This is a genomic window from Fibrella forsythiae, assembly GCF_017353175.1.
Classification (GTDB): Bacteria; Bacteroidota; Bacteroidia; order Cytophagales; family Spirosomataceae; genus Fibrella; species Fibrella forsythiae.
The window spans coordinates 191879-216419 of record NZ_JAFMYW010000007.1 but is presented as its reverse complement, the minus strand read 5'-3'; the positions used below and the strand labels follow the sequence as shown (position 1 = coordinate 216419).

Here is a 24541-nt window from a genome sequence, read left to right as displayed (position 1 = left end):
TTACTCAGTTTCGTCTTCTTTTCGTCGACGAACCAATTCGGCCAGGGTATTGAAATCAACGGTGATTACAAAGCCAACGCCCGTTTCAATGACGAAACCTTCCAGAATGGTTCGCTCTGTATTACTGCGGCGGTAAGCACGAAGGGCGTATCGGCCGTCGCGGGTGAGGTTGTAGTTCAGGTTGAGGTTATCAAAAACAGCGTTATTGTTCTGAGCGGCTTTCACATCCTGCGAGCCATCAACCAGAAAGTTTTTACCCACCGAAACGGTCAGGCGACCCTGTAGGAAACTGCGGGAAAGGCCAATGTTCAAGTCTGTGCGGTTCGAGCCAGACGTGCCGCCCGTTTCTGCCGTTCCACTTCTTGAATTTAAGCCCACATCGAGGTCTATCCCTTTGATCAACCCCGAAGCGAACTGCTGCAACTGCTGACTGATGATCTTGCTCACACTGCTTCGGGCGAGTCCTTCGGCCGTATTGCCAACGTTGAATTCAGATGATGAGTTACCTGACGTTTCAGCGATGAAGTTGCCCAGGATGAGCAGACCAAACACCTGCTTGTTCAGCTGGTTCTGATCTTCGCGCAGACTGGCCAGTTTCTGCGAAACCAGGTCGGAAGCACTCCCGAGGCGCGAGAGCGTTTCGCGCGGGGCAATGATATCAAAGGTGATGGTTGGCGACGCCAGATTGCCACTCAGCGTGAGAGCTACGTTATAGGGCAGGTTGACTTTGGTGGTAGGTTGGGTAGCATTGGTACTTTCGCTGGAAATAAGCGCGTCAGACGTGGTTCGGGCTTCGTAGATTGCTGTCAGGTTCAGGTCTGCCTTCAACGGATCGCCGGTAAAATTAATGTAGCCGCCTTTCTGCAACTCAAATTCACGCTGTAACACCTGGTAGGTCAGCGAATAGCGGCCTTCCGTGACCTCATACCGACCCAGGACGGATACCTGACCGCTGGGCGAGACGCTTACGGCTAAGTTGGCGTTGCCACGGGCCTTGAGGTTATCGCCGTTCAACTCATCCACAACAATCGTGATTTCTGACCGGTCGTCGGCCTCAAGCGTCAGGTTGATCGTCGAGTTGTTCAATTGGTCGAACTGAAGCGGAGCCAGGGCCGTATCTGCCCGGGGACGCAGGTATTTACTGAGCGCCAGCGTATCGTTATGGTTAATGAATGTTACCGATTGGCGCGCATCGTTCAGACTCGCCTCGTCGCTTGGTAAAACCGTTGTGATGTTGCTGCCATCTTCCAGTTTTACACTTCCCGTTACGGCTGGTGTGCCACCCTTACCTACAATATGCATGTTGGCCGAAACGGCGGCTCTTCCGTAAAAAAAGTCGTTGTCTTTACGGGCCGCATTCAGCGCCAGAAAGTTCTGGGCACGTACCCGGAGGTCGTACGAAACGTCGGGAATATTGCTTAGAACAACTTTACCATCAGTGGTCAGGGTACGTCCCAGTGTATCGCGCAGGTTAAAATCGGTGAATGTCAGCGTTTGCCCCTCCAGCCGGATTCGCTCCTGATCGATACGGTAGGTGGCATTCAATTGCTTGATGTTGAAGGCTACGGAGTCGAACGAAATACCGCCGTTGAGGCGTGGGTTATCCGTTGAACCCTGTATATCGGTTTCGCCACGTAGCTGTCCTCTTGCCCGGCGCAGTTCGCCAAAGCTGAAGGCTTCGATCGTTTTCGCGTCGAGCTTGTTGAGCTTCAGGTAAAAATCGAGCTGTTCTTTCGGGTTCGTTGGGTCGTAATAGCCCGACACTTTGGCGTCGTTGGTGGCACTCAGCAGCGTTACATTCACACCAATTCGGCCGCCCGAGGCGTTGGCAAAGTCACCATTCAAGTTCCCGATCGGTTTGTCCATCACCCGCAGACTATCCACTTTCAGGTCGCCCGTAAATGATAAGGGCGTTCCGTTGGGAGCTGAGAGGTAATCGCGCACCACGACGGTACTGTTTAGCGTACCGGCAACCAGGGTAGTATCCTGATTGGCCAGACTGGATAAATCACTCAGGCTGACATTGCGGGCTTCTACGCGTAAGGGCCCGTTGGGAACCGGCTCAACACTGTTGAGACTAATGGTTTGCGCCCCCTGTCGCAGCTGGAAATTCTGGGCAATTATACCCCGGGGTCCATATTCCAGATAGCCCGTCGTGTCAGATGTCCAGGTGCGGTAATTGGTCAATAAACCACGTTGCCCCACCTGCAAACGATAATTGGTGCCAATTAGCGAAACTAACCCTGCCAGTCCATAGCGGTCTTTATTGACCGAATCTTTATTGACGACTGAGAATGAGAACCGATTGTTGGCGGCCGATCCGCTCAGCTGCGTCAGGCCAATTTTCAGGCTGTTGGTCTGGAGCGAATTGATTTGCCCGGCCACACTCATCTGGTTGTTGTAGGCCAGCAGACCCAATGACGAGCCATTCACCACGATGGTATCATAATCGACCAACCCTGTTTTTATGCGGGCGGCAAAGGTGGTGTCGCGGGTGTTATCCAGGTAGGCATCGAGCGAAACGGGTTCGAGTTTACGAAGAGCGGGTACAAACGCCTGGAGCAGCGGATGCTGACGTACCTGACCTGTCACGTAAAAGCTATAGGGCGGTTGAACGGGCTTATAAACCAGATCAGGAATCTTGAAATATTTCCCGATTTCGCTGGCTACAATGTCGTAGAGTTGCGTGTACTCAAACTGACCGCTCAACGCCAGTTGCCCAAACGGAAGCCCCAGAATCAGACTTTTTCGATTTGGGTTGACCGTGCCGGCTTTCAGATACAGCGTATCGATCGGGTACGTCTTGCCTTTTAAACTCACTACCGCATCGTTGGCATAGATGGTACCTTCGGGCCGGACTGGATCCGTTGACGTCATCGCCAGCCGGATATTACCTTTGATCGACAATGGATCCGCGTATAGCTTCAGCTTGTCGAGGTTCAGTTCCTGAATGTTGATATCGCCGGCAATGGCTGGGTACGTGGTTTTCATGTTCACCTTCGTATCCAGATTCAGCCGTACGTTCGGATCGTCTATTCCCCCCTTCAGCGTCAGTGTGCCATTGACCAGCGAGCCATTCACGTCCGCGTTCTTGTACGAATACCCGTTTAGTCCGGCTTCGGCCACCACAGCCCGGAAGCTGGTTTGCATGGTGGCCGGGTCGATACCGGTGCCGTTCACAGCTGCCTGCGCCGTAATGGTCCCGAACTGCTTCGGATTCATCAGCCATTTACCCGCTTCAAAACTGGACAGCACCGCTTTGCCCGCATACGACTGGTTTTTGCCCGCGTAGAAATTCCGAAGTGTACCGTCGAACGAGGCAGTTCCCCAGTTGGTTGCCAGTTTGGCGTCTGTGGTGATGTTATTCAGTGTGCCCCGCACTTTACCAGTCAGTTTCAGCTGCGGAGCCAGGGCCAGCGAGTCAGGCAACGTACCTGGTGGCACGAGCTTACGAATATCGGCGCGGTTGGTTCGGGCATCGGTAAGGGTCAAATCCATACCTAGCTTGTCGGGGTTGGTTACGTTGGTGAGCCGACCGCTGGCTTTGAGCACTGTACCCGAGAACATAGCAAACTCCGCTTCCGGAATGCGTAGATCGGCCAGTGTGCCCTGTAACCGTGCATCGGCCCGGACCACTTCATTGCGATTACCCGCCAATGGTGGCGTATCGGCCAGGAAAGGGGCCAACTGCAACACATCGGCGAAAGCCAGTTTGCTTTGGCGAAGGTTCAGCAACACCTTCACGCGGTTCAGGTTTTTGCCTTCCGTAGCACGGGTCAGCTGACCGAGCGAATCGTAACGCAATTCAAGTCGGTCGCGCAGAATGGTGTTTGGGGTGCGGATAAACAGGTTCGTCAGCAGTGTTGCTTTATCACCATACAGTAGGTCAACATCGAAGTGCTGGAGAACAAACCCGCTTTTGTCTTTGAACTTTCCTTGCCGAATCTGCCCCGAAATACGATCGGGACTATACAGCAGGTTTCGCCCTTCAATGCCCAGTCCGTTCAGATCGAGATGGCCGTAATCGAGGCCGCGTGGCTGACGGGGTTGGGTCTGGTCATCGAACCGGATTCGGTTGTTTGAAAACTTCGCTGAGCCAATGCGCGCCACCCAGCCCGCCGACTGAGCGGCCTCTGCTTTTTCTTCGGCCTTTACAACAGCTTTGATCGTGGGATCAGCCTGCTTGATGGCCGCAACAGCATCGGGCGAACGACCTTCTTTCTTAACACGCTGTGGCTGCAGGAGCGTAGTGGTAATGTCGGCGTTGGCCATTGCCAGCGATTTTATACCAACCTTTTCGCCATTCAGGTGAAAATAATCGGACTCCATAGCCAGTTTGGCCACTTTCCCGGTCGTGGCAAAGTCAGCCGTTTCCAGCCGAACATCCCAAACGGCATGCGTCAGTTGCCATTTGCCGAGCCCCAGCGTCAGTGTATCGCCCGGTTTTGAAGGCGTCGACGGGGTTGGGATCCCTTCATAAATACGGCTCTTTACGTTAAGGCCGTCGGCCGTTACATCTCTGATAAGGTAGCGCGATTTGGCCACATTCACTTCACTGAAGTTGACGCGGATGCTGTCGACATAAGCGTTGACATTGGCACCAGCTACATCATCTTCGTAGCGAATCAGGGTCTTTCGAAGCGAAACCCCCGACAGGCTGATGTCGAGTGGGGTTGAGGTCGTATCGGGCGGTGGCGCAATTTTAGTAGCTAGACTGGCGGTGTCGGGTTGCGCCGTATTGAAGGCATCGATTATGTAGTTGAAATTGAAGGCGGTATCTGGTAATGTGCGTGTTACGTGCAGGCTAACCTGTTCTAGCTCGATCTGATTGAGCGAAATTTTATTCTGTAACAGCGCCATCATGTCTACATCAACGCGCATCCGTTTGCCCAGCAGGAGGGTGTCGCCCTGAGGTGTCTTGAAGAAGACGTCTTCCAGTTCAATCCAGTCAGGAATATGATAGCTAATACGCCCGATCCGAAACGGAGCCTTGATCTTTTTGCCGAGGTAGCTATTAACTTGCTGAGTAACAAAGTTTTGCCCCCACGAGGTAGTGGCTATAACCGTGACAAAGCCAGCCACCAGCAGCACGAGGGCCAGAAGAACCAGACCGGTTGTTACCAAAAATCGTTTCACAAATAGTGTAGAGTGAGTGAAGAATATACCTTACTTAAGTAACGCGAAAAAGGGCGGGGGTGTTATTTAAAGAGCGTTTAAGGCACGTTGACAAACGAAGGGTGCCTTCCCGAATTCCTTTATGAATAGATCGTAGAACGCTTCATTGGTATAAAGCAGATCAGGTAGTTGGCAACGTACCTGGGTTGCGCTTCACTATCGCTCGTTATCAATCATCGTCGTCCTCCTCCTCATCCGGTTTACCTGCTCTGACAAAGGCACCACGGCGCGGGGCAGGCATCACGCTGTGGTGCCCGCGGACAGTTTGCCAGACAATCTCGCTGAAAATCAGGTCGTCTATCTCATCGGGTCGCGTCAGGTTAAAGAGCGATGATCGTTTTGAGTTGTTGTTGATGGCTACGTTCTTCTGGTTCAGGTCAATACCCGCTTCTTTGGCGGTGAATGACGCTGGATTGGCCTTCTTGTCGAAACACCGCCACATGGGCGTCGCTGCCGCGTCGTACTGGCTCATGGGCTTCAGCCCCAGAATCAGTTCAATGGTCCGCAGGAGGCCAGACGTTGAATACATGGTGTGATCAACGTACCCGCGTTTAACGAAGCCACCCGCCACAAACGCAATGGACCGGTGCGCATCAACGTGGTCGGGACCGTTCTGGGCGTCATCTTCCAGAATAAACACGACCGATTCCTTCCAGATAGGGCTCTTCGACAGGTGTTCGACAAACCTGCCAACGGCAAGATCATTATCAGCCACGGCGGCATCGGGCGTGGGAAGGCCAATGCGGGCCCCCGATGTATGGTCATTGCCAAATCGCACTGTACTGAGTCTGGGTACGTTCCCGGCCGCTACCAGCGCATCGAAGTCCGCTTCCCAGGCGGCCTCCCGCTTCGTGTCCATATACCCGAGGTTGTAGCCTTTGAACGTAGGGCAGAAACGGCCTTCCAGCGCTTTGATGTTGGGCTTTTCATCGTCGGCAAACCAGCCGTAACTGCGAAATGAAATGCCCGCCCGAAGGCAGTGGTCCCAGATAAAACCGTCGCGGGGATGGGCAATTTCCTTTTGGCCTTCATAATCATACGTGCCGCCCCGACCGCCGTAACTGGTTACCCAGTTCTTTTCCACGTAATCATTCGTATAGGCGGCGGCTGACCAGTTGTGCCCGTCGGCGCTGACTTCGGCATCAACGTAGAAGTTATCCAGCAAGACAAACTCTTTGGCCAGCGCGTGTTGGTTCGGGGTCACTTTCTGCGGGAACAGACAAAGCGAGGCGTCGCCATTGCCTTCGGTCATGTCGCCCAGAATCTGGTCATATGTCCGGTTCTCCTTGATGATGTAAAACACATACTTGATCGGCGACCGTGAACCCACCTGCGTGGGAATCGGGTTGCCCTGCTCGCCTTCCGACTGGCGTTCTTTTCGCTTCGTGTACGGAGTGTTGGCGTAGACGAGCCGTGAATAAGCCGCCAGCATATCGGGCTCAGGTACGTCGATGATGGAAAGTGTGCCTTTGAATAACCCCGCAATGTATTGCACCGGTCCGGGATTGGCCTGTGGGTTGGCCCCGACATACTGTGGCGTACGTGTTCTAACCGGGTTTGGCCCTTTCGGATTGGCCTTCGACGAGAAGCCTTTGCCGTTGGTGACAAATAGGGTAGACCCGATCACTTTTACCGCCGTTGGGTACCAGCCGGTCGGAATAAACCCGCTGGACAAACTATGTCCTTTCCGCGACACGTCGAAGACCGCCAGGCAGTTGTTATCCGCGTTGGCGATATACAGGGTCGCCTCATCATCGCTCAGGGCTAGTCCGTTCGGCGTAGTACCAACGGGAGCATCCGGGAACAGCGACGCGGTCAGGGTTTCGATCACTTGTCGCCGGGCCACGTCGATCAGCGCCACCGTGTTGTCATTCCCGTTGGCAACGTAGAGGTACTTGCCATCGCGGGTCAGGAGCAGGTCGTTCGGGTTTTTATTCGTCGCAATTGTCGCCACTACCTGCATGGTGTTTACGTTGACCACCGCGACACCGGCACCGCCCCAAAGCGAGACGTACAGTTCCTGCTTGTCAGGCGCGAGCAGGCAGGTGTAGGCCGCCGCCCCGATGGGTAGCCGCTTTAGTACCTGATGCGTCTTTGTGTCGGCCACATAGAGTGAACTATCTTCCTTCGTCACCACATACAGCCGGTCTTTGCTGCTATCGACACAGAGTCCCGTTGGCGAGATCTTCACGGGCCAGGGTTTCCCGAGCACAATGGATTCGTCGGCTACCAGTTGCTGTTTGTCAATTCGGTAGGTCAGCACCTTATTGTCGTTACCGCCCGAGGCGAACAACCGGGATTCGTCCTCGCTGAAGGCCAGACCGACGTAGGCTTTTCCCACGCGGGCGGTGTCGAGAATCTGATGCGTAGACGCGTCGATCAGCGTGATGCTCTGCGTGCTCTGGCCATTGTTGGTAACGGCAATGTATTTCTTCGACGAAGACACGGCCATTGTGAGCGGCAGGTCGTCCAGGTCGAGGCTGCGTCCGGGTGGGGTCAATGACCAACCGTTAGGAAGATCAATCCGCTTGGCCGCCAGACTTTTATACAGGCCGGCGGCCTCTGCCGACTCGCCCGACCGGCTGGTCCGCTGACAACCAGCCAGTACGATCAAACTTAATCCAACGAAGAGAATCAATTGATTTTTCATTCGGGAGTTACCGGATAGAATAAGTGAACAAGTGATAGCCCGAATCTACACCTTTTCCGGCGACAGGAACGAGCTGGCAGTAGTCTACGAAAAATAGCGATGGACCTAACCGATCGACCAGGCGGGGGCTAACGTACCGGCGGGAAATACGGTTGAGGCGGCGGGGAGTTCGAGAAACGCGTCGGCGGCGGTCAGATTAGTGAAATCGCCGGAGCCGCTTCCCGGAAGAGGATTGGCCAGCAGGCGTCCATCTGGCATGGCTTCAAGCCGGACGGGCATGAAGTAGGTGAACGCTGGCTTGAACGTAACCTGTTTGGCCAGTTCAACGTAGAGTGGCGGGTCGGGGGTGAGCCCCATGGCGGTTTGCAGATAGGGCCGGGCGTATCTGTAAAAACACATGGTCGTGGATACCGGATTCCCTGGCAGAGCAAAAACCACGCGCTGCTGATCAGGGCTGCTGCCGAACCACAGCGGCCGACCCGGCCGTTGCTCTACCTTATGAAAATGACACCGGATGCCCAGACCACCCAGCACCTCGGGCACGAAATCGGCTTTCCCGGCCGATACGCCACCGGTCATGATCAGTACATCGTGGTTCGTGAGCAGGGTCGATAAACCCGCGGTTATCGTGGCCACATCGTCGGGAAACGTGTGTACCGAAGCGTCGAGGCCCATATCGTACAGAGCCGCCTGAAGCATATACACGTTCGATTGCCGGATCTGATGGGGGAGGGGTGTCTGATGCGTGTCGACCAGTTCATCGCCGGTAGCAATCACCGCCACACGCGGCCGCTTCAGTACCGATACGGAGGTTTGCCCAACCGAGGCTACTACGGCCAGTTCAACCGGCCGCAGCATTGTACCCGCCGGGAGCAACACATCGAACGTACGCCGGTCTGTTCCCTGTTTATGCACGTTCTGCCCTCGTTCCATTTCGGTGGGAATGGTCAGCGTGGCCACACCGTCCGTAATAGACAGGTCTTCGTACCGAATGACTGTGTCTGCGCCCGTTGGCAACATAGCGCCGGTCATGACCTCAAGGCAGCCGGTAGGGTCAGGTAGTGGTTGCAGCGGTTCACCTGCCCGCTGAATAGCCAGTATTGGGTACGTTACCTGACCGTTGGCGAGGGAATCGTAGTGAATGGCAATTCCGTCCATAGCCACCCGATCAAACGGGGGGAAATCACGATCGGCCAGAATGGTTTCGGCCAGTACCCGCCCCCGCGCCTTTGAAAATGGCACCGTTTCGGTTGTGAGGGTCATACCGTGATCGGCAAGGAGTTGGTCGGCGTCGGCAACAGTCAGCATATAGAATCGGTTGAGAAGCGCCAAAAATAGCTGATTCGCGCCGAGGATGGTTGGTCAGCCGGGACAATCGCCGAAATGCCAGGTACGTCGTCAACGAATCGGGCAGCTTTGCCAGTGGCTAACTGGCCGGGTGGGTGTCTGGTTTCTCTACTTCGGTAATCAGGTAACCAACTGCATTATCGGCGGGAGTAGCCTCCAGGTCAGCCCAGAGCGAATATTGACGGGTGAAAGCGGCACCGAAATAAAAGATCAGGGAGCAATAAAAGACCAGCAGCAACACGAGCGTAATACCGCCCGACCGGCCATGAACGGCCTGCATTTGCCGATCGGTCAGCAAAAGGGTCAGCATTTCTTCGCCGATGGTGAACAGTAACGCCGTGACGAATGAACCCACCCAAACGGCTCGCCAGCTGATCTGAATATCAGGTAAGTACTTGAACAAAAGGGCGAACCAGCATGACAAAGTCAACAGCGATACCAGGAGGCGAATGATGTCGGTTGTTAACAAGTACGTGGCGCCAGTCAGCGTAGAGGCTGGCAGGGTCAGCATTCGGTTTATTGTCAGGGAGGCCGTGACCAGCAGGCCAGACGCAATAATAATGGCCAGTGCGCTGGCTCGGTTTCGAACAAAACGGGTTGGGGGCGCGCCTGCTTTTACCTTGATGTTCCAGAGTTGGTTCAACGAGTTTTTTATCACCTCAAACATCGTTGTTGAGGCCAGCAGCAAGATGAACAGGCTGACAATCATGAGCCAGCCGTCTGTCTTCTGCGGTTGCAGATGCTGGGAAATATCCTTCAACTGGTTGGCGCTCCGGGTACCAAGCAACTCTGCCAGTTCCCGAAATAAGCGCCCGCTTACTGCCGGTTCGTAATCGTTAAATAGTAGACTCAGCACTTGGCTGACAATGATCATACTGGGAGGCAACGCAAAAAAGGCAAAAAAGGCTGTTGCCCCCGCCATCCTAATGGGGTCATTGGTCTTCAGGTTGGTGAAGGCCTGCTTAAATAGCGTCAGAATAGGAATAAGTTTTCTCAATGGTCGTTGATTGCACTCAGTTAACGACCTGCTGGCCCGATAGTTTTACCGTACCTGATTTAACACAAAACCGGCACAGTTGACCAGCCGTTCTTTCGTAAATGAACCAGAGATACAACTGAAAATAGGGTAAGCAGGGCCCATGCATCGCCTTTATCAGCCGTGGAGAATCCTCCGCCCAGACTGATCCTCTTTACTCATGACCTCTACGTTAGTTTCGTTAACCTGCCTGTTAACGTCTTTTCTGACCATCACCAGCGCAGGTACGTATGCCAGCAATCGCCCACCAGTGAAACCGACAACAGCGGTTAAACGGCTGATCAACCCCACCGATATTAAGCTGCCAACGGGTTTTAAAGCCTCTATTGTGGCCGACGATCTGGGCGCTCCCCGTCACGTTGTGGTGAGTAAGAATGGCGATATCTATGTGAAACTCGCCCAGCTGAAAGACGGCAAAGGCATATACCGCCTCCGCGATACGAACAAGGATGGCGTTGTTGATGAGCGTACTGGTTTTGGTACCTATCCCGGAACCGGCATTTTCATTAAAGATGGTTATCTGTACACGTCGTCGAACAACAGCATTTTCCGGTATAAACTCAATGACAAGCAGGAGGTAATCAATCCCGACGAGCCGGAGAAACTGGTGACGGGCCTGCGTGAGAAAGACAGGGATAAGTCGAAGTCGATAGCGCTTGACAATCAGGGAAATATCTACGTGAATATCGCCTCAGACAATGACCGTTGTCGGGTTGCGGGAACGGGGAAAGGCATGATGCCCTGCCCGTTGCTGGATTCGGCGGCGGGTATCTGGCGTTTCAAAGCTGACGTACCTGACCAGCCATTTTCGAGCGGTGTTCGGTTTGCAACGGGACTGAAAAACGTGGTTGGTCTGGACTGGAACTCGAAAACGAACTCGCTCTTTGTCATGCAGCACGGCCGGGGCGCTTTCGACGATTTCTACCCGCAGTATTACACGCCGCAGCAAAGTGCCGAGCTGCCCGCCGAAACCATGTACGAACTTCATCAGGGCGATGATGCGGGTTGGCCTTACGTGTATTTCGATTACCTGCAGAAAAAGAAAATTCTGGCACCCGAGTACGGTGGCGATGGTAAGAAAACCGGAACAGCCAACACGATCGATCCAACGGCTGCCTTCCCGGCCCACATGGGTCCAAACGGGCTGTTGTTCTATACGGGAACGGCCTTTCCGGAGCGGTATCGTAACGGGGCGTTCATTGCATTTCATGGTCAGTCGCAACCGCTGCACAAAGGGTACCTGGTAGGCTTTGTTCCGTTCAAAAACGGAAAGCCGTCAGGCCCGTGGGAGATCTTTGCCGACAATTTTGCGGGTACTGATCTGGTGAAGCCAACCGGCCCCGTTCAGCACCGCCCCTGTGGACTGGCGCAGGGCCCTGACGGCTCGCTCTACGTGACCGACGATCTGAACGGAACACTCTTCAAGATTAGCTACCAGGCGCAGGCTACGACTAAAAAACGCGCCGCAACTTCACAGAAATAGTTCGTTATCATGTTGATAGTCAGTCGGTAGGTTTTATTGGTTTGTTGTCGCTAGTTGTCACGTGGCTAGCCTCACTTACTCGTTTGTCGGGGAACGAATAATCATGAAAAATGGACTGATTACGGGGCTTTTATGCCTGCTGAGCATTTTTAGCGTTGCGCAAAACAGCGACTATTTCCTCTATGTAGGTACGTATACCCGTAAAACCAGCGAGGGAATTTATGGCTATCGGTTCAACGCCCAGACCGGTGAACTAACACAGGCTGGTATTGCCAAAGGAGTGTCGAATCCATCGTTTCTGGCGTTTTCGCCGGATCACCGATTTCTGTACGCCGTTGGCGGCGGCACCGGCGATTCCGTTCGCGCGTTCTCAATTGACCAGCAAACCCATGCGTTAACGCTACTGAATTCGGAGGCGCTGGGCGATAAAGGCGGTGTGCATCTGGCCGTCGATAAAACCCGGAAATGGCTGATCGTGGGTTGTTATAACAGCGGGAGTATCAGTATACTGCCAATTGAAGCAGATGGATCCCTGGGGAAGGTATCGCAGTTGATCCGACACGAAGGGAAGAGCATCGACCCTGAACGGCAGACGAAACCGTATGTGCATTCCATTACGATCGCTCCCAATAACCGGGATGTGTTTGTGCCCGATTTAGGGACAGACAGGGTAGTAAGCTACACCCTGAACGCCAGGACCGGCCAGCTGTTGCCCGGCAAGCCACCGTTCACAGCGGTGACACCCGGTTCTGGCCCTCGCCATTTTACCATTCATCCCAACGGAAAATTTGCGTACCTAATTCAGGAAATGGGCGGGCTGATTACGGCTTTTCGCTACAAAAAGGGTCGGTTAGATACCCTGCAAACAAGTAAAACCCTGCCCGAGGCGTATACCGGACGTACCTGGAGCGCCGATATTCACATCTCGCCCGACGGTAAGTTCCTGTACGGGTCTAACCGGGCGCACGAGAGCCTGGCCATCTACGGCATTAACCAGAAAACCGGGTTACTTACGTTCGTTGGGCACCAGCCTGTTCGCGGCAAAACACCCCGAAACTTTGCCATCGACCCAACCGGAAATTTCGTGTTGGTGGCTAATCAGGATACTGATAATGTCACCGTGTTTCGGCGGGATAAACAAACCGGACTACTCACCTTCACCGGCACGGAAGTCGCCGTGTCGATGCCGGTTTGTCTGCTCTTCACCCGCTAGCACTGCATCACTCAGGCGTGCTCGCGAACATGAATGGTACTTTGCCGCAGACGCAGGTACGTGCCGTCGCGGTCGGAGAAAGACGCTCTGATTTCAGCAGCCAGTGACAGCGCAATCTCTTCTGGCGATACCGCACCAATGTCTAAACCGACAGGGGCGTGAATCCGGGGAAAGTCTGCTGCTTCAATGGGTTTACCTTCATCGGCGAGTTCGGCCCATAGTTTTTCGGAACGTACCCGTGGCCCCAGCATACCGATATACGGTGCTTTGGTGGCCAGGGCGACAGGCAGGTTTTGCTTATCGGTTTTGTAGTCGTGCGACATAAGCACAATGGCCGTGTAGTCATCGAACAGAATGTCGGAAAACCTATCGGGGTGAACGACCTCGTCGACCAGGTCGGCAATTTTCCGGTTCACTTTCAAGGCATTGGCTACAATCGTGACGCGCCAGCCAAGTTCCTTTACCAGGCGCGTGAGTGGGTACACATCGTACTGGTGGCCCCAGAGAACCAGGTGGATTTCCGGCGATACAATTTCGATAAACGCGTCGAGCACCGACCCCAGCCCATTATCGAGCCGATACGGTGCTGATACACCCTTGGCCAGCCGTTCCTGTAGACGCTGCTCCAATTGAGCCTGAATCAGGGGATTATTAAGCACGTTCAGGTTTTCGGCACTGGTGTAGCGAATAACGTCGCCCTCCTTTATGGTGTCCCAACTACCCTGGAGACCGGTAATCGTGATGAGCACGTGCGTTTGACGGCGTTCGTTCATACAGTGTTTAAGTACTTCAACAGGGTTTGCGGCGTCGGTGAAATCCAGGGGGGTAAAGAGCACATCGATAATGCCATTACAGCCCAGCCCTACGCCGATCTGGTGCTCGTCGTCGGTAGTGGTATCGTAAGTGATCTTGGTCGGCGTTGCCTGTGCAATGGCCAATCGGGCACGGTTCAGGGCATCGCCTTCCAGACAGCCACCACTGATGCCGCCTATCCAGAGACCGTCGTTCATAACCAGCATCCGGGCACCCGTGCGGCGGTACGACGAGCCTTCAACCCGCACCACCGTAGCCAGCGCTGCCTGAGTCTGCTGGCGGTCAATCTGATCATAACCGGCAATAATGGCCTTAATTTCTTTCATAAGGGGCGTTGCATTGAATCCGTCTCAGCTGAAAAGCTGCGTGCTCATTTATACGAAACTACGCACGTACCTAACGGTTTTATCAACTCGCAACATACAAACCGAATCAAGTAACGATTTGTCTCCTGCCTGGCTATTTTTAGCAGTTGTAGACTATTCATACCGCGAAGGAGTGCAGGCCAGACAGACGACTTAACAGTTTGTTAATCACCCTGGGCGGTACTATCCGGCGTAAGCAAACCAACTTGCCGTTAATTGATCTGATTTTCCGTTGACGTCATTGCTACACCGAGCCGATTTTGGGGCTGATTTTGTTTGGGGAACGGCCACGGCAGCGTTTCAAATTGAAGGCGCCACCCTGGCCGACGGGCGGGGTGCTTCTGTCTGGGACACGTTCTCGCAGAAGCGCGGTGCCATAAAGACCGGCGAAAATGCCCTGATGGCCTGTGATTTTTATAACCGATACAAGACGGATATTGCGCTGAACAAGCAGATGGGCTTCAGCGCCTTTCGCTTTTCCATTGCCTGGTCGCGGGTATTACCACAGGGGACGGGGCGCGTGAACGAAGCCGGGTTGGCGTTTTACGATCAGGTGATCGATGAATGCATTCGGCAGGGCCAAACGCCCTGGATTACGCTTTTCCACTGGGATTTGCCTCAGGCACTCGAAGACCGGGGCGGCTGGGTAAATCGGGAAATACTGATCTGGTTTTCTGACTATGTGCGATTGATTGTCAGGGCGTTTGGTCATAAGGTGAAACACTGGTTTGTGCTCAATGAGCCATCTGCCTTCACGATTTTGGGCTACCTGGTGGGCATGCACGCACCGGGCCGGCGCAGTTTCAGAAGTGTGCCAGCGGTGATTCACCACGCCGCCCTTGCGCAGGCCGATGGTGGCCGAATCATCCGCGACAACGTACCTGGCGCCGTCATCGGTACTACCTTCTCCTGCTCGCCTGTCGAACCAATCAGCCCGCTGAAACGGGATGTCCAGGCTGCGCAACGGGCCAACGCCCTGTTGAATCGCCTCTTTATTGAGCCTGCGCTTGGTTTAGGGTATCCAGAGCGGGAATTACCGTTTCTGAAATCGATTCAAAAACGATTTGCCAAACCCGGCGACCAGGAACGGTTGGCGTTTGGTTTCGACCTGATCGGATTGCAGCACTATTTCCGGGTGGTGGTTGAACATTCCATGCTGGTACCGTATCTGTGGGGTCGTGATGTGTCGCCCAACCGCCGGCAGGTCGATGCGATCACGGAGATGGGGTGGGAGGTTCATCCAAACAGCATGCTGCACATTCTCCGGCAGTTCAGTTTGTACGATGGGTCGCACAAATGGATCGTGGCGGAGAGCGGTGCGGCCTTTTACGATCAGATAGACAACGGGCAGGTCATCGACACGGCCCGTACGGCCTACCACGTGCAATGCCTGCAACAGGTACGTCAGGCTAAAGCTGAGGGCATCGACATTACCGGTTATTTCGTCTGGACACTGCTCGACAATTTCGAGTGGGCTGAAGGCTATCGTCCCCGGTTCGGTCTGGTTCACGTTGACCACCGAACTCAGCAGCGCATCATCAAAGGGTCAGGGCAGTGGTTCCGGCATTTCCTGATGGAGTAGCGCGTCGTAGCTGAACAGAAAATGCGGTAGACGGAACCGGCGAATACGACAGGCTTCGAGCACTAAATGCTTATTTTTGTGTTTTACCCTCGATCAGCCAATCCGCTCGTCGGTACACCGTATGGGTTTGCTATGTCGTCGCATTCGCCGACGCAGCGCTTGCCCGGTCGACGGCTCCATCCGGTTCGATACCAACTACAAGTATGACTACTAATCCCCTGCTGAAACCGTTTCAGACACTTCACGAAACGGCTCCATTTCCGCTTATTCAGAATGAGCATTACCTGCCCGCCATCACGGAAGGCATTGCCGCTGGCCGGAAAGAAGTGAATGCGATTGCCGACAACAAGGATAATCCCACCTTTGCCAACACGATCGTTGCCCTGGAACGGACAGGCGACCAACTCAGCCGGGCTACATCGGTGCTGTTCAACCTGAACGCAGCTGAAACAAGCCCCGAACTGCAGAAGATCGTGAAGGAAGTATCGCCCATGCTGACGGAATACGGCAACGATATAACCCTGAACGACAAGCTGTTTGCGCGTATCAAGAGCGTATATGAGCATCGGGCGAACCTGAAACTCGACGGAGAAAGCCACATGCTTCTCGAAAAAACGTACAAGCGCTTTGCCCGGAACGGAGCCAATCTGAACGATGCCGATAAGACCATGCTCCGGGCGATCGACAAGGAATTATCGCAACTTTCTATCCAGTTTGGCGAGAACGTGCTCAACGAAACCAACGAGTACGTGATGGAAGTTGCGGACGAGGATGAGTTAAGCGGCCTACCGGATTTCGCGAAGGAATCGGCTAAAAAAGTAGCGCAGGAGAAAAATCTGACCGGCTGGGCCTTCACGTTACAGGCGCCGAGCTACGGCCCGTTCATGCAGTATGCTGACAATCGCGCGCTTCGCGAGAAACTGTACCGGGCCTATAACGGGCGCGGATTCCACGGCGATAAAAACGATAATCAGGAAATCATCAAGCGGATGGTTCAGCTTCGCTACGACCGGGCCAACCTGTTGGGCTACAAAACCCACGCCGATTTTGTCCTGGAAGAAAGCATGGCTGGCTCGAGCGAGAAAGTGCAATCGTTTCTGGACGAACTGGTGCAATATGCCCGCCCTGCCGCCGAAAGTCAGCTAAACGAACTCACCACCTACGCGCAAGCCAACGGATTTACAGGCGACCGGATTGAGCAGTGGGACTACAGTTACTATGCCGAGAAGCTGAAGAAGAAACAGCTGGATCTCGACGATGAAATGCTGCGGCCGTACTTCGAACTTGATAACGTGTTGCAGGGCGTTTTCACCGTAGCCAATAAGCTATACGGTATCACGTTCAACGAGAATAGTTCGATTCCGGTCTATAACCCGGAGGTCAAAGCTTACGAGGTATTTGATCAGAACGGTACGTTTCTAGCGGTGTTCTACGGCGATTATTTCCCTCGCGCTGGTAAACGGAGCGGTGCCTGGATGAATGACGTGCAGGGCCAGAAGATTGTGAATGGTGTAAACCTGCGCCCGCACATTGTCAATGTCTGCAACTTCACTCGCCCTACCGAAACGCGCCCGTCGTTGCTGACATTCTACGAAGTAACCACGCTATTTCACGAGTTTGGTCATGCCCTGCACGGCATGCTGGCCAATGGCCAGTACGAAAGCCTGAGCGGCACCAGCGTTCCCCGCGACTTCGTTGAGTTGCCCTCGCAGGTGATGGAAAACTGGTGCTACACGCCCGAAGCACTGAACCTGTTTGCCAAACACTACCAGACCGGCGAAGTGATTCCGCAATCGCTGGTTGAGAAGATTCGTGCCAGCCAGAATTTCATGGCGGGCATTGCCAACCTCCGTCAACTGCGTTTTGGGCTTACCGATATGTACTTCCACGACCGCCAGCCAACCGGCGAGTCGGTAACCGACGTGGAAAGTCACGCTGATTCATTGGTGAACCTGTTCCCACGGGTGAGCGGAACGTCGTTCAGCACGGCCTTCTCACACATTTTTGCGGGTGGGTACTCGGCTGGTTACTACAGCTACAAATGGAGCGAAGTACTGGATGCCGATGCGTTCGAGTACTTTCAGCAGAACGGCGGTTTAGGGGCTAAAGAAGTGGCTCGGAAATTCCGCCAGCATGTGCTGGAAAAAGGCGGTAGTGAAAAGCCGATGGAGTTGTATAAGAATTTCCGGGGGCGCGAACCATCGCCGCAGGCCATGCTTCGTCGCAGTGGTCTAGCGTTGTAGGTACGTTGTCAGCTCATCACTAAATAGCCCAGCCGGAATGCATGGCTGGGCTATTTAGTGATGAGCTGACAACGTACCTAGACTGCTGGATACAAATACTGATTCAGCAAAACGCGACAGATTGCCTAAATCGGTAGATGCTGCCCACTACGTAATGGAGAATGAAACAAACCGCCTCTCCCGGCTGGTAACCCTGCTTACCATTCTACAATCGAAACGTCTCCTGTCAGGTACGGAATTGGCCCGTCGTTTTGCCGTCAGCACCCGAACCATTTACCGCGATATCCGAACCCTTGAACAGGCGGGTGTTCCGGTCGTGACTGTGGACGGGAAAGGCTACACGCTGGTAGATGGCTATCGGTTGCCTCCGATCCTGTTTACACGCGAGGAAGCAACGGCGCTACTGACCGCCGAAAAGCTGGCAACGGGCCTGACTGACGCGTCAACCGCGCAGTTCACCGGCTCTGCGATGGATAAGTTGCGGGCCGCTCTGCGACGCACCGACCGGGATCACCTCGAAATGGTCGCTCCGCGCATCCAGGTTATGGGGGTGGGAGACCAACCAAACCCGCCGGATACCTACCAGCAACTGGTCACGGCCATCACCCTGAAACGGGTCGTTCTCCTGCGCTACAGTGCCGCCAATTCAGGTGAGATGACGACGCGCCATGTGGAGCCGATCGGTCTGTATCTAAGTCAGCAGTGGCACGTTGTGGGCTTTTGCCGTTTGCGACAGGCGTTCCGAAACTTCCGGATAGATCGGATAACGCAGTTGTCAATCAGTGAGGAAGTATTCACAGCCCGGTCGGAAACGCTACAGCAATACTGGGTTGATGAAGCTGCCCGGCGGGGAAAAGAGAAGGTTGTTGTTCGCTTTCAGCCCGCCAGCGTGTGGACCGAGCAAGCGCAGCGCCTGCACGATACGAAACACCAGTATGGCTGGGCCTATGAAACGGCATTGCCAACCGGTGAGCTGGAGATGACGTTTTTTATCGGCTCTTTTCCGTATCTGGCTGCCTGGCTTTTGCCCTACGCGGGTGCTATCACCGTTCTCGAACCAGCCGAACTACAGCAGCAACTGAGCCAACTTGCCCAGCGAGCGTACGATTTTTTTGTGTTACCGAACAGGGTATGACATAAGGCTGTCAGTGTCGACCTCAATTTTTGTATCGTCAACCGACAAGCATACTTGTTAACTCAAACACAGAAAGAAAATGGAAAAGCGAACAGTTGATCCCTGGAAATGGGGTGAATATACCAATTCGGCACAGGCCGTTGACGTTAAACAGCCCGAAGGCACGCTCTACTGCTCTGGTCAGGTAGCCATCGACGAAAATGGACAGGTCAGTGATGCCGACATGAGAACCCAGTTGCTACAAACCATTCGGAATGTAGAGCAGCTGATCAGCGAGGCCGGCTACGAATGCAGGCACATTGTGCGCCTGAATGTGTTCACTACCTCAACAGCCGAATTCTTTACCACCTGTTTGGATGTCTATCAGGGTTTTACGGCCAGGCATGGCATTAAGCAGGCAACTACGCTGGTTGAAGTAAAAGGGCTGTACCAGACCGCGACTGTTGAACTGGAAGCTACCGTGGTCAAGTGATCGGCTGAACAGAGGTCATAAACGTAAAAGAGCCGGAATGATCCGGCTCTTTTACGTTTATGAAAGGTGGTACGGTGGGAGGTATAAAGTTGTCAGTACGCCTCGTCGGTATGCATTGTCAGCAAACTAACCGACAGCGACGAATGACCAGTCCGTGGAGTAGCCGACGACTATTGGACACCTACTGGTGTGTTAAATTAGGCTTGTTTCGTTACCTGGATATTCATGATCAGGCGTACGTCGTCGCTCACCACTACGCCACCGGCTTCGGTTACGCCGTCCCAGGTAAGACCATATTCTTTCCGCTTGATGACGCCGGTTACTTCGAAACCTGCTTTGGTCTGACCGTAGAAATCCTGCATCTGTCCACCGTACTCGGCTTTCAACGTGACAGATTTCGTTACGCCGTGCAGCGTCAGGTCACCAGTCAGGTTATAGGTATCGTCGCCCGTTTTGGTCATGCTGGTCGATTTGAACGTCAGTTGAGGAAACTGCCCGGCATCAAAAAACTCACCAGACTTCAGGTGGCCGTCGCGCTGTTCGTTGCCCGTGCTGATGCTGTCAATGTCAGCAGAGAATGAGATGTCGGCGTCTTGGAAATCATCGCCAGTCATGGTCAACTGACCATCAAATTTGCTGAATGAACCTGTTACAGTCGACACCATCAGGTGCTTCACTTTAAACTGAACTTCTGAGTGAGTCGGGTCAATGACCCATGTTGTGGCGGTAGTTGCTTGCGCTTCCATGATCGAGTTTATTTATTGTATATGTATTTAATGTACATACATTGAAATAGAGAAAAGTGTTCACACTACCTGAATTTTTTTGATTGATTTTTGGGCTGATGCGTATGCGCTGTCAAAATAGGAGTGCTCACAAGTTGTCTATAAAGTATATAGTCCATATGGTAGAATTGAGGCAATAATGATCGGCTGATCCCGGTTGGACGTTTGGTTGGGATTACTTCCCGGCCTATTGCCTATGCTTATCCGACTCAACGAAAAACTAGTTACCTGCTTATTAGTCCTATGCGCTGGCACAACCGCTCACGCACAGCAATCGTCCCGTTTTAGTCGCCCCGACGAGCCCGGACAACTGGCCTTTACCGCTGGCGTGGGGGCAGCCAACTACCTGGGTGATCTGAATGAACGGGTTGCGTTTCGGCGGGGCGAAATCGGATTTGCCATAGCTGCCGGACTTGCCTACCGACTCACCGATCATTTGTCGACGCGGGCAGAGGTTCGGGTTATTCAGTTGAAAGGGTCACAGCAGGGAACCTCCCATGAGGCCAATAACCTGTCGTTCAGAAGTACGAATCCCGAATTGGCGGGAGGACTTCAATTGGATCTGCTGCCCGCTTCGGCCAAACCGAAGCTTAATCCGTATCTCGTGGTTGGAGTAGGATTTACATACCTGTCTCCCCAGGCGCGGTATCAGGATCGCTGGGTACGTTTGCCCCGGCTCGATACGGAGGGCGACGGGTACAGTCGGCTAGCCGTGCTGGCATCTGGCGGGGCAGGTATTACCCTTCGATTGCCCGGTCAGTGGCTCCTGGCGCTGGAGCTAAACCATACGCTGCCGAGCAGCGACTACGTAGACGATGTCAGCACGGTATATCCATATGCGTCTTCGCTACGCGGAACAGAGGCGATTGTCCTGGCCGATCGGCGGGCCGAATTGGGGCTACCGTTACACGACCCTGGCGATCAGCGGGGGTTCTCGCCGGGGAAAGATACCTACCTGACCGGTCTGATCCGGTTGACCGTTCCCTTGTCTTCAGCCAATGAACGAAGGTTTCGTCGTGATATGAACTGTGTTCGATGAGTCGTTGATCTGGTGTTGACCTGGATGATGAAAGCTCAGCGATCGGTCTGTGTAACGTTTGCAGAATCTATTCCCGGCTGGCAGAACAGTTGCTGGCTACTGGTTGCCAACTGAAATCTGTAAACAGCAGACCAAAATCTGATTAATTTTGGTCATGAAAAAGCCATTTTTCCTTCTCATAATCCTATTCTGTTGTCGAATTGTCTTTGCACAGACGCCACAGATTCAGCGGGTTGACCCAACAAACTGGTGGGTCGGTATGAAAAACCCCAACCTGCAACTGCTCGTTTACGGCCCCAATGCAGGTACGTTGACCTACACCATCAATTACCCCGGCGTTAAACTGGTCAAGGCTTCGAAGGTTGAAAACAAAAACTTCGCCTTTCTGGACCTGACCATCGCACCCACGACAAAAGCAGGTACGTTGCAAATTGTCGGTAAAAACGGTGGACAAACCATCACGCGTGCCTATCAGCTCAAAACTCGTGATAATCAGCCAAAAGGGCAGGGGCTGTCGTCGGCCGATTTTATTTACCTGCTCATGCCCGACCGGTTTAGCGGTGCCGACCCCACCAACGATAAGTTCGATGATATGGCCGATAAAGAGTCGGACCGGAATAGTCCGTTTCTTCGGCATGGTGGTGATCTGAAAGGCGTTGAAAACCACCTCGATTACATCAAGGAACTGGGCGCAACGGCGCTGTGGATGACGCCCGTGATTGAGAATAACCAGCCACAAACCAACGAAGGCGGCGCGATGAGGTCGGCTTACCACGGCTACGGCTTTACCGATCATTATACCGTCGATAAACGGCTGGGCGGCAACGAAGCCTACAAAGCGCTCAACAGAAAAGTGCACGCTATGGGTATGCGTGTGGTGCAGGATGCCGTGTATAACCACGTGGGTATCAACCACTGGTTTTTAAAAGACATGCCGATGAAAGACTGGCTTCACCAATGGCCAACCTACACCAACACATCCTACAAATACCAGCCCGTTACAGATCCGCATTCGTCGGCTATCGACAAGAAAGTTACGCTCGATGGCTGGTTTGTGCCCTTCCTGCCCGACCTGAATCAGAGCAACCCGTTCGTGTCAACGTACCTGATTCAGAACGCGATCTGGAGCGTTGAGGAGTTTGCGCTCGATGCCTGGCGGATCGATACGTATATGTATAATGATCAGCCATTTATGAACCGGTGTAATGCCGCACTTCAGGCCGAATATCCGAAGATGTACACTTTCGGCGAATCGTGGGTAAACAACACGGTTGATCAGGCCTACTACACCCGCAACAAGATCAACTTCCCGTTCAAATCGAATCAGACGGGCGGGCTTGATTTCGTGCTCTACACGGCCATGAACGCTGGCCTGAACGAAAACGAAGGTTGGGATAACGGTGCTAACCGTGTGCAGCAGGTGCTGGCTCAGGATGCCGTGTATGAAGACCCGATGAAGCTGGTTACTTTCCTCGAAAACCACGACACCGACCGTTTCTTCTCCGTTGTTGGCGAAGACATCAACAAGTACAAAATGGGCGTAACCTGGCTGCTCACTACGCGGGGTATTCCCCACTTCTACTACGGCACCGAGATTCTGATGAAGAACTTTAAAAACCCGTCGGATGCCGAAGTTCGCCGTGACTTCCCCGGCGGTTTTGAGGGTGACAAGGAGAATAAATTCACGGAAGAGGGCCGGAATAAAGCCGAGAACGACGCGTTCAACTTCGTAAAGACCCTGGCCAATTACCGCAAAAACACGCCCGCGTTGCACTCCGGTAAATTGATGCAGTATTTACCGCAAAATGGCACCTACGTGTATTTCCGCTACGACGATAAAGCTACCGTCATGATAGCCACCAACCAGACTGATAAGCCCATTGGGTTGGATATGGCTCGTTTTAGCGAACGCACCACTGGCTTCACCAGTGCGAAAAACGTGATGACCGGCGACGTAATTTCTGACCTGAAAACGGTTCAGTTACCCGCTAAAACGGCGCTCGTGCTGGAGTTACAGAAGTAACACACTTTCTTTATCCCTTACCGGGCCATCTGACTGTTGTTGGATGGCCCTTTTTGGTTCAGATGACAAATATTCGCTATTGATCGACGGTACGTCAGGTGGCTAACTTTGAGGTAGGTTTTGGACTGAAAATCAATACCTTGTCAACCATAATGTTCTACCACATTCACGTACTACCATGAAAGCGAGAAACCAGGCAACGTACCTGTGGCTCGGGTTGTGCTTCAGCCTGTTCAATAATCAGGCGATGGCCCAGGGAAACGATGATTTCCGGGAGATTGGCTGGGGCCGATACACACGATCCATTTATGTGCCCGTGCATGTCAGAAAAGGGAAGCGATGGATCAACTCAGTCACACTCAGCCAAATGCTAAGTAACGATGGTGACACCCGGGCGGGCATCAGCGCATTTGAGGATAAATTTCCAGGCAGGGGGGTAATCACGCTCACTAATGAACTCCTTACCGTATTTGACCAAACGCAGGACAGTGTAGCTGGTTTCCACCTGTTTTTTGGTCTCGACTCAACGAATAAATTTCAACCCGTTATCGTACACACGCGAATAAATCGGCTCCTTGATTCGATCGGAACCGGTGCAGATCAACGGTCTGATTATTATCTGGCAGATTTCCGAAAGGCTATGTTCTGGCAGTATGGAAAACGGCAATGGGTAGTGGCCGAAGCCCCAGCAACTAATCCGTATGCACTTGACAACCAGATAACGGCCAATCGAGCCAAATTCCCTTACCCAAATACGCAGGGCTACTACTTCGCAAAAGGTGCGCTGGTTGATGCGTGGAAAAGCTCCGGAAAGAAGCCGTTAACGTTGTTCTTTTCACTTCGGGATGAAAATGTGCATGTTTTTATCCCGTATTGCCCAATGGCGTCATTGACGGAAAGCACAACGCGGTTGAAGCTTGCGCCGAACAGACACGCTACACAGGTACCGATTGCTACTCACGGATTTTCCACGGATGTAGATGGTACAGAGCAGGACATATCAGTAGTCGCAAATCGCGCGGCGAATTCACCAACTCAAACCGTGTACGGAACTGCCAATAAAGCTGGTGCCCTGACAAGGGCCAGCAGTGCGACGAGCCTACGAGCCACCAATTCTTTCAAACTTACAGGGTCAATTCGCCCCTGTCCCAGCTATTGTGGAAGGCCGTAAAACTGATGA

General features: G+C 53.4%; 15 protein-coding genes. 9 read left to right on the top strand and 6 right to left on the bottom strand.

The window, feature by feature from the left end:
• From J2I46_RS21930 to J2I46_RS21915, 4 genes are all read right to left on the bottom strand, one after another.
• Window positions 1–5136, bottom strand: a complete 5136-nt coding sequence (locus tag J2I46_RS21930) for a translocation/assembly module TamB domain-containing protein (protein WP_207331213.1) — start codon at window positions 5134–5136, stop codon at window positions 1–3.
• A gap of 208 nt (window positions 5137–5344) precedes the next feature.
• The gene (locus J2I46_RS21925) at window positions 5345–7825 is read right to left on the bottom strand and encodes an alkaline phosphatase family protein (protein ID WP_207331212.1); all 2481 of its coding nucleotides are present in this window, start codon (window positions 7823–7825) and stop codon (window positions 5345–5347) included.
• Window positions 7826–7930: 105 nt separating this feature from the next.
• Window positions 7931–9133, bottom strand: coding sequence for a molybdopterin molybdotransferase MoeA (locus J2I46_RS21920; RefSeq protein WP_207331211.1), 1203 nt, complete (start codon window positions 9131–9133; stop codon window positions 7931–7933).
• Window positions 9134–9251: 118 nt separating this feature from the next.
• Window positions 9252–10169 carry a YihY/virulence factor BrkB family protein gene (locus tag J2I46_RS21915; RefSeq protein ID WP_207331210.1) on the bottom strand — a complete coding sequence of 306 codons (918 nt, stop codon included), beginning with the start codon at window positions 10167–10169 and terminating at the stop codon, window positions 9252–9254.
• Between the two features lie 199 nt (window positions 10170–10368).
• Between J2I46_RS21915 and J2I46_RS21910 the strand changes: the two genes are divergently transcribed.
• Window positions 10369–11691, top strand: a complete 1323-nt coding sequence (locus J2I46_RS21910) for a PQQ-dependent sugar dehydrogenase (protein ID WP_207331209.1) — start codon at window positions 10369–10371, stop codon at window positions 11689–11691.
• Window positions 11692–11794: 103 nt separating this feature from the next.
• Window positions 11795–12904 carry a lactonase family protein gene (locus tag J2I46_RS21905; RefSeq protein WP_207331208.1) on the top strand — a complete coding sequence of 370 codons (1110 nt, stop codon included), beginning with the start codon at window positions 11795–11797 and terminating at the stop codon, window positions 12902–12904.
• Window positions 12905–12915: 11 nt separating this feature from the next.
• Here the strand turns inward: J2I46_RS21905 and J2I46_RS21900 are convergent, their stop codons facing one another.
• Entirely contained in the window at window positions 12916–14043 is a 1128-nt protein-coding gene (locus tag J2I46_RS21900; protein WP_207331207.1) for an XdhC family protein, read from the bottom strand.
• Between the two features lie 271 nt (window positions 14044–14314).
• On the opposite strand from J2I46_RS21900, the gene J2I46_RS21895 reads away from it, so the two are divergent.
• From J2I46_RS21895 to J2I46_RS21880, 4 genes are all read left to right on the top strand, one after another.
• Window positions 14315–15664: a GH1 family beta-glucosidase gene (locus J2I46_RS21895; protein WP_207331206.1), complete on the top strand. Its 1350-nt coding sequence runs from the start codon at window positions 14315–14317 to the stop codon at window positions 15662–15664.
• A gap of 203 nt (window positions 15665–15867) precedes the next feature.
• Complete coding sequence (locus J2I46_RS21890) at window positions 15868–17907, top strand: M3 family metallopeptidase (protein ID WP_207331205.1); 2040 nt, start codon at window positions 15868–15870, stop codon at window positions 17905–17907.
• A 154-nt stretch (window positions 17908–18061) separates the two neighbouring features.
• Entirely contained in the window at window positions 18062–19042 is a 981-nt protein-coding gene (locus tag J2I46_RS21885) for a helix-turn-helix transcriptional regulator (protein ID WP_207331204.1), read from the top strand.
• A 79-nt stretch (window positions 19043–19121) separates the two neighbouring features.
• Window positions 19122–19514 carry a RidA family protein gene (locus J2I46_RS21880; protein ID WP_207331203.1) on the top strand — a complete coding sequence of 131 codons (393 nt, stop codon included), beginning with the start codon at window positions 19122–19124 and terminating at the stop codon, window positions 19512–19514.
• Between the two features lie 197 nt (window positions 19515–19711).
• On the opposite strand, the gene J2I46_RS21875 is transcribed toward J2I46_RS21880, so the two are convergent.
• Window positions 19712–20260 carry a YceI family protein gene (locus tag J2I46_RS21875; RefSeq protein ID WP_207331202.1) on the bottom strand — a complete coding sequence of 183 codons (549 nt, stop codon included), beginning with the start codon at window positions 20258–20260 and terminating at the stop codon, window positions 19712–19714.
• A 235-nt stretch (window positions 20261–20495) separates the two neighbouring features.
• On the opposite strand from J2I46_RS21875, the gene J2I46_RS21870 reads away from it, so the two are divergent.
• The 3 genes from J2I46_RS21870 (at window position 20496) to J2I46_RS21860 (ending at window position 24532) form a co-directional block, all read left to right on the top strand.
• The gene (locus tag J2I46_RS21870) at window positions 20496–21338 is read left to right on the top strand and encodes an outer membrane beta-barrel protein (protein ID WP_207331201.1); all 843 of its coding nucleotides are present in this window, start codon (window positions 20496–20498) and stop codon (window positions 21336–21338) included.
• 154 nt (window positions 21339–21492) lie between these two features.
• Window positions 21493–23361 (top strand): glycoside hydrolase family 13 protein, encoded by a 1869-nt coding sequence (locus tag J2I46_RS21865; RefSeq protein WP_207331200.1) that lies wholly within the window; start codon window positions 21493–21495, stop codon window positions 23359–23361.
• A 178-nt stretch (window positions 23362–23539) separates the two neighbouring features.
• Entirely contained in the window at window positions 23540–24532 is a 993-nt protein-coding gene (locus J2I46_RS21860; protein WP_207331199.1) for a hypothetical protein, read from the top strand.
• The last annotated feature ends 9 nt before the right edge of the window (window positions 24533–24541 follow it).

Excerpts from the sequence above, each read along its gene's own strand:
- J2I46_RS21925 (WP_207331212.1), bottom strand. The coding sequence starts at position 7,825 with ATGAAAAATCAATTGATTCTCTTCGTTGGATTAAGTTTGATCGTACTG.
- J2I46_RS21920 (WP_207331211.1), bottom strand. The coding sequence starts at position 9,133 with ATGCTGACTGTTGCCGACGCCGACCAACTCCTTGCCGATCACGGTATG.
- J2I46_RS21910 (WP_207331209.1), top strand. The coding sequence starts at position 10,369 with ATGACCTCTACGTTAGTTTCGTTAACCTGCCTGTTAACGTCTTTTCTG.
- J2I46_RS21905 (WP_207331208.1), top strand. The coding sequence starts at position 11,795 with ATGAAAAATGGACTGATTACGGGGCTTTTATGCCTGCTGAGCATTTTT.
- J2I46_RS21900 (WP_207331207.1), bottom strand. The coding sequence starts at position 14,043 with ATGAAAGAAATTAAGGCCATTATTGCCGGTTATGATCAGATTGACCGC.
- J2I46_RS21890 (WP_207331205.1), top strand. The coding sequence starts at position 15,868 with ATGACTACTAATCCCCTGCTGAAACCGTTTCAGACACTTCACGAAACG.
- J2I46_RS21885 (WP_207331204.1), top strand. The coding sequence starts at position 18,062 with ATGGAGAATGAAACAAACCGCCTCTCCCGGCTGGTAACCCTGCTTACC.
- J2I46_RS21880 (WP_207331203.1), top strand. The coding sequence starts at position 19,122 with ATGGAAAAGCGAACAGTTGATCCCTGGAAATGGGGTGAATATACCAAT.
- J2I46_RS21875 (WP_207331202.1), bottom strand. The coding sequence starts at position 20,260 with ATGGAAGCGCAAGCAACTACCGCCACAACATGGGTCATTGACCCGACT.
- J2I46_RS21870 (WP_207331201.1), top strand. The coding sequence starts at position 20,496 with ATGCTTATCCGACTCAACGAAAAACTAGTTACCTGCTTATTAGTCCTA.
- J2I46_RS21865 (WP_207331200.1), top strand. The coding sequence starts at position 21,493 with ATGAAAAAGCCATTTTTCCTTCTCATAATCCTATTCTGTTGTCGAATT.
- J2I46_RS21860 (WP_207331199.1), top strand. The coding sequence starts at position 23,540 with ATGAAAGCGAGAAACCAGGCAACGTACCTGTGGCTCGGGTTGTGCTTC.